The organism is Arenibacter catalasegens (assembly GCF_002909235.1).
Taxonomy (GTDB): domain Bacteria; phylum Bacteroidota; class Bacteroidia; order Flavobacteriales; family Flavobacteriaceae; genus Arenibacter; species Arenibacter catalasegens.
Genome location: NZ_PHQQ01000062.1, coordinates 1 through 4,588, shown reverse-complemented (window position 1 = coordinate 4,588; position 4,588 = coordinate 1). Strand labels below are relative to the sequence as shown.

Here is a 4,588-nt window from a genome sequence, read left to right as displayed (position 1 = left end):
TTTGCTCCGTCTATTCCGTTGGTTCCTGCAGCACCAGTATCACCTTTAGCACCATCATTACCATCTATACCGTTGGTTCCTGTTGCGCCTGTAGCGCCGATTGCCCCAGTGGCACCATCATTTCCGTCTATTCCATTGGTTCCGGCTGCTCCTGTGGCGCCTGTGGCACCGTCATTACCATTAGTGCCTGTTGCTCCAGTATCTCCTTTGTCGCCTTTCGCTCCAGTTATACTAATACCTATTGGTCCTTGAGCGCCTGTTGCCCCTGTGGCTCCTGTATCCCCTTTATCTCCTTTGTCTCCCTTAGCTCCATTAGCACCAGTAGGACCTTGGGCACCGGTTATACTAATACCTATTGGTCCCTGTGCTCCGGTATCACCTTTGTCTCCTTTTTCACCAGTATCACCTTTAGCGCCATCATTTCCATCTATACCGTTGGTTCCTGTTGCTCCTGTAGCACCAGTGGCACCGTCGTTTCCATCAATACCATTTATTCCATCGGTTCCAGTAGCTCCGTCAATTCCGTCAATTCCGTTGGTTCCTGCTGTACCCGTTGCTCCTGTGGCACCTGTATCACCTTTGTCTCCTTTTTCACCAGTATCACCTTTAGCGCCATCAATTCCATCTATACCGTTGGTTCCTGCAGCACCTGTTGCTCCATCAACACCATTTATTCCATCGGCTCCAGTTGCACCAGTAGCTCCGTCAATTCCGTTGGTTCCTGCTGTACCCGTTGCACCAGTGGCACCATCATTTCCATTGTTTCCTGTCGGACCAGTTAATCCTATTGGTCCCTGTGGACCAGTTGCTCCGTCTGCGCCAGTAAGTCCGATCGGACCTTGAGCACCGGTTGCTCCATCGGCACCGTTATTTCCTGTCGGACCAGTAAGTCCGATTGGACCCTGAGCTCCGGTTGCACCGTTAATTCCATTATTTCCGTCAGCACCAGTATCTCCTTTTGCACCATCATTACCTGCTGCACCAGTATCTCCTTTGGCACCAGTTGCACCATCTAAACCGTTATTTCCTGCTGGACCAGTTGCTCCGTCTGCGCCGGTAAGTCCAATAGGACCTTGAGCTCCAGTTGCACCGTCAGTTCCTGCTGCTCCAGTATCACCTTTTGGCCCTGCAGCACCTGTTGCTCCTGTGGTACCGTCGTTTCCTGTATCGCCTTTTGGTCCGGCTGCACCTGTAGATCCCGTTGCTCCAGTATCCCCTTTAGGTCCGGCAGCTCCATCAATTCCATCATTTCCGTCAGCACCAGTATCTCCTTTGGCGCCTGTAGCTCCATTATTCCCATCGACACCATCCTTACCAGAAATACCGGGAGCCCCTTGGGGCCCAACTAGATTTGATGTCGTAAATTTTGTACCGTCTGTATAGTTGAAAGTAAATGTTCCGTTGCCGTTGTCGACTGTAGATTGTATGCCAACGCCTCCAGTAGCAGTTGAACCGCCTGAACAAAGGTTCTTCCATACAGTCCCGTTGTAAAAGAAAACACATTGTGCATTGGTATTAAATACCATTGCCCCGCTGAGCGGTTTAATACCTTGCATTTGAGCGCTGGTAACTCTTGTGAGTACGAATGCTTTTGTGGTACTTTCCAGTTCAACTATAGAAGCTGAATTTATGCTGTTGGGATTTTCTCCAATTTTAACTTGAGCAGATAAGTAGGCACTACTAATTAAAAGAAATAAGAAAAGTAATTTTTTAAAGTCCATTCAGGGGTAATTAGGGTACAACGACCTATATAAACCCAAAATTAATTGTCTAATTACCTAATGTTAAAGAAATGTTGTGAACGAGATAAAACTTGTTGTGTACTAGCAGTATTGAAATTTTGGACTATACAATATGCAGTTGGTCGACTGAAATAATGAAAGAATAAACCTACAAAATATTAGAATTCACTGGTTTTCGCCGTTATTATTTATGGGAAGTTTTGGGGGAATTAAGCAATATTAATTTTAAAAGGCACTTAAAAAGGACCTTGATTTTTAATTGGCCATATGTTGCCAAACTATGGATTTAATGTTTTAAGAGTTCTCTCCCAATAGCTATCGGGATGCTAAAACCGACAAGATCGACTAACCTTAAAAACTGGTCACTGTTCAATACGATTTCGACTCCGCTCAATCGCCGTTCACTTTTTTCGGTGACTGAGCGTAGCCGAAGTCACTCGTTTTGAACCTTTTTAATGCTCACTGTTCACTACGATTTCGACTCCGCTCAATCTCCGTTCACTTCTTTCGGTGACTGAGCGTTGCCGATGTCACAGGCACTTTCAACTTTGAACCTTGAACTTGCCAACCTTGAAAACCTCGATTTAGTGTTCCAAGTACACTACGATTTCGACTCCGCTCAATCGCCGTTCACTTTTTTCGGTGACTGAGCGTAGCCGAAGTCACTCGTTTTGAACCTTTTTAGTGCTCCCTGTTCACTACGATTTCGACTCCGCTCAATCTCCGTTCACTTCTTTCGGTGACTGAGCGTTGCCGATGTCACAGGCACTTTCAACTTTGAACCTTGAACTTGCCAACCTTGAACCTTGAACCTGTTTAGTGTTCCAAGTACAAGAAACCCTGATAATTAAGTTTAAGGTCTTTCATCTCAATAATATAAAAATAGATCCCATTGGGAAGGCCGGCTTCCCGGTTAATGACCATATTATTTATGTTGGAGTAGCCCGTAAAACCGGTGGTATAATTGCTTTCTTCATATACTTTCTGACCGTTTCGGTTAAAAATACTGATGATATCGTCATCGGATAATTCCAATTCTTCAATATAAAGGGCATCGTTTACGCCATCTCCATTGGGGGTTACCAAGTAATTGTCCAGCGTAAGCAATTCTTTGGCCGTGGCCTCGGAGGCGAAGGTGATGACTGCGTAATTGTCCGGTAAAAAATTATCCGAAGTTAAAAATCCTTGTGTTAGGTCGCCCACCACAGAGGCTGCACCTAGGTTAACCCATGATCTGCCCCCAATGCTCCAACCTACGGGGATGATCTTGGCCACATCCTCGGTAAGGGCGGCCATATTACTGCGTTGGTTCCAGCTGATCTGGATCGAAGAAGACACGCTGCCTTCCAAATGCCAAAATTCCACCTGACTAATAGCGCCCATGGTCCTGGGTTTTTTAGTAGGGTCAAAACTCTGGGGAAAGGTGGCCGGGTTGGTGGCATTTTCCAAATAATAGGCACATTTGGCAAAGGAATTGGCGCTTGTGCTATTGAGGGTCAGGGATCGTAATTGTACGGCATCGCCCACAGGAAAAATAAAACTCTGTTCGTTATTGATGGTCACATAGCCGTCTACTTTGGAAAGATCGCCCTCTCCCACATAAAAGGCATCTTGCAGAAAATTAAAATAAATATCCTGTTGTGCCCTTGGGGTCATAAAGTTGCCCGCCACAAAATTGGTATTGGAGCTAACGCTCATGCCAGTGTTGAGCATCACCCCGTTGTCATTGGCAATCTCGGTATCGAAGAATACGGGCATAAAGGCACCTGAGACACTGATCATGCTACTGCCATAAAAACCTGCCAGGCCCAAATTTTGGTCAAAGGCGGCATTGTTGATCAGATCGGTATGAAACCCTATCTGTCCTTCATCGTGGATACGGATGTTACCACTATTGTACAGGGCCGTTTGGGCCTCTAGGCTTGGGCTTAGTAACAATACGAGTATGTAGATGACGTTTTTCATATTCTAGGAACCAATACTTTTAGTGCTTATTTTGTAATAATGCCTTTATTTCATCCATGTCCTTGCGGAGCGACTGCAGTTCTGTGGACAGGGATTCGTTTTCATTTTTAAGTTGATCTATCTTCTTTTCCTGCTCTATGGTATGGAGGAACAATTCCTCTATTTTTTCGAGGTTATTTATGGCTCCTTGTGTTAGGTTCCAATGTCCATCAGATTCTACTTCTGAGGCTGACTTAATACCTGGTAAATGGTGGTTTTGTTTGACAAAAGCTTCGACTTCCTTCAAACTTGTAAAATCATAACTTTCTTTTAAACTGGAGTGGCCTGAAAAATATTTTTGAAAAACGTAATCGGGATAGGTAGTTGTACCACTTATAAAACTGCCGGTTGTAGTAACATTTTGTGCGCCAAAATTGGCTACAATTTGTGATCCATCTATAGAGCCGGCAGGAATAGAACTAGCGTCGAAAGCAAAAACCGTTCCCGTAAGTATCAGCCCTGCCCCAGCGGAGTAGGTAGTATCGTCATCTGTATCATCGGCAAATCCAGCCGGTACGTTGATCAGAGTGGTCCAATCAGGAGTTATGGACGAGCCATCGAAAGCAAAAGTCGTTCCGGTGAGAGTCAGCCCTGCCCCTGCGGAGTAAGTAGTATCGTCATCTGTGTCATCGGCAAATCCAGCCGGTACGTTCACAAAAGTAGTCCAATCAGGAGTTATGGACGAGCCATCGAAAGCAAAAACCGTTCCTGTAAGTGTCAGCCCTGCCCCAGCGGAGTAGGTAGTATCGTCATCTGTATCATCGGCAAATCCAGCCGGTACGTTGATCAGAGTGGTCCAATCAGGAGTTATGGACGAGCCATCGAAAGCAAAAGTCGTTCCG

General features: G+C 45.6%; 3 protein-coding genes. All 3 read right to left on the bottom strand.

Going from position 1 to position 4,588, the window contains the following annotated elements; translation table 11 throughout:
* A partial coding sequence (locus tag CWD90_RS22765; protein WP_103478348.1) for a collagen-like protein occupies positions 1 to 1,721 on the bottom strand: 1,721 nt, incomplete at its 3' end.
* Between the two features lie 837 nt (positions 1,722 to 2,558).
* Positions 2,559 to 3,707, bottom strand: coding sequence for a gliding motility-associated C-terminal domain-containing protein (locus CWD90_RS22760; protein ID WP_103478347.1), 1,149 nt, complete (start codon positions 3,705 to 3,707; stop codon positions 2,559 to 2,561).
* Between the two features lie 19 nt (positions 3,708 to 3,726).
* Positions 3,727 to 4,588 (bottom strand): bZIP transcription factor (locus CWD90_RS22755; RefSeq protein ID WP_394335829.1); only part of this gene is annotated, 862 nt, incomplete at its 5' end.

Excerpts from the sequence above, each read along its gene's own strand:
- CWD90_RS22760 (WP_103478347.1), bottom strand. The coding sequence starts at position 3,707 with ATGAAAAACGTCATCTACATACTCGTATTGTTACTAAGCCCAAGCCTA.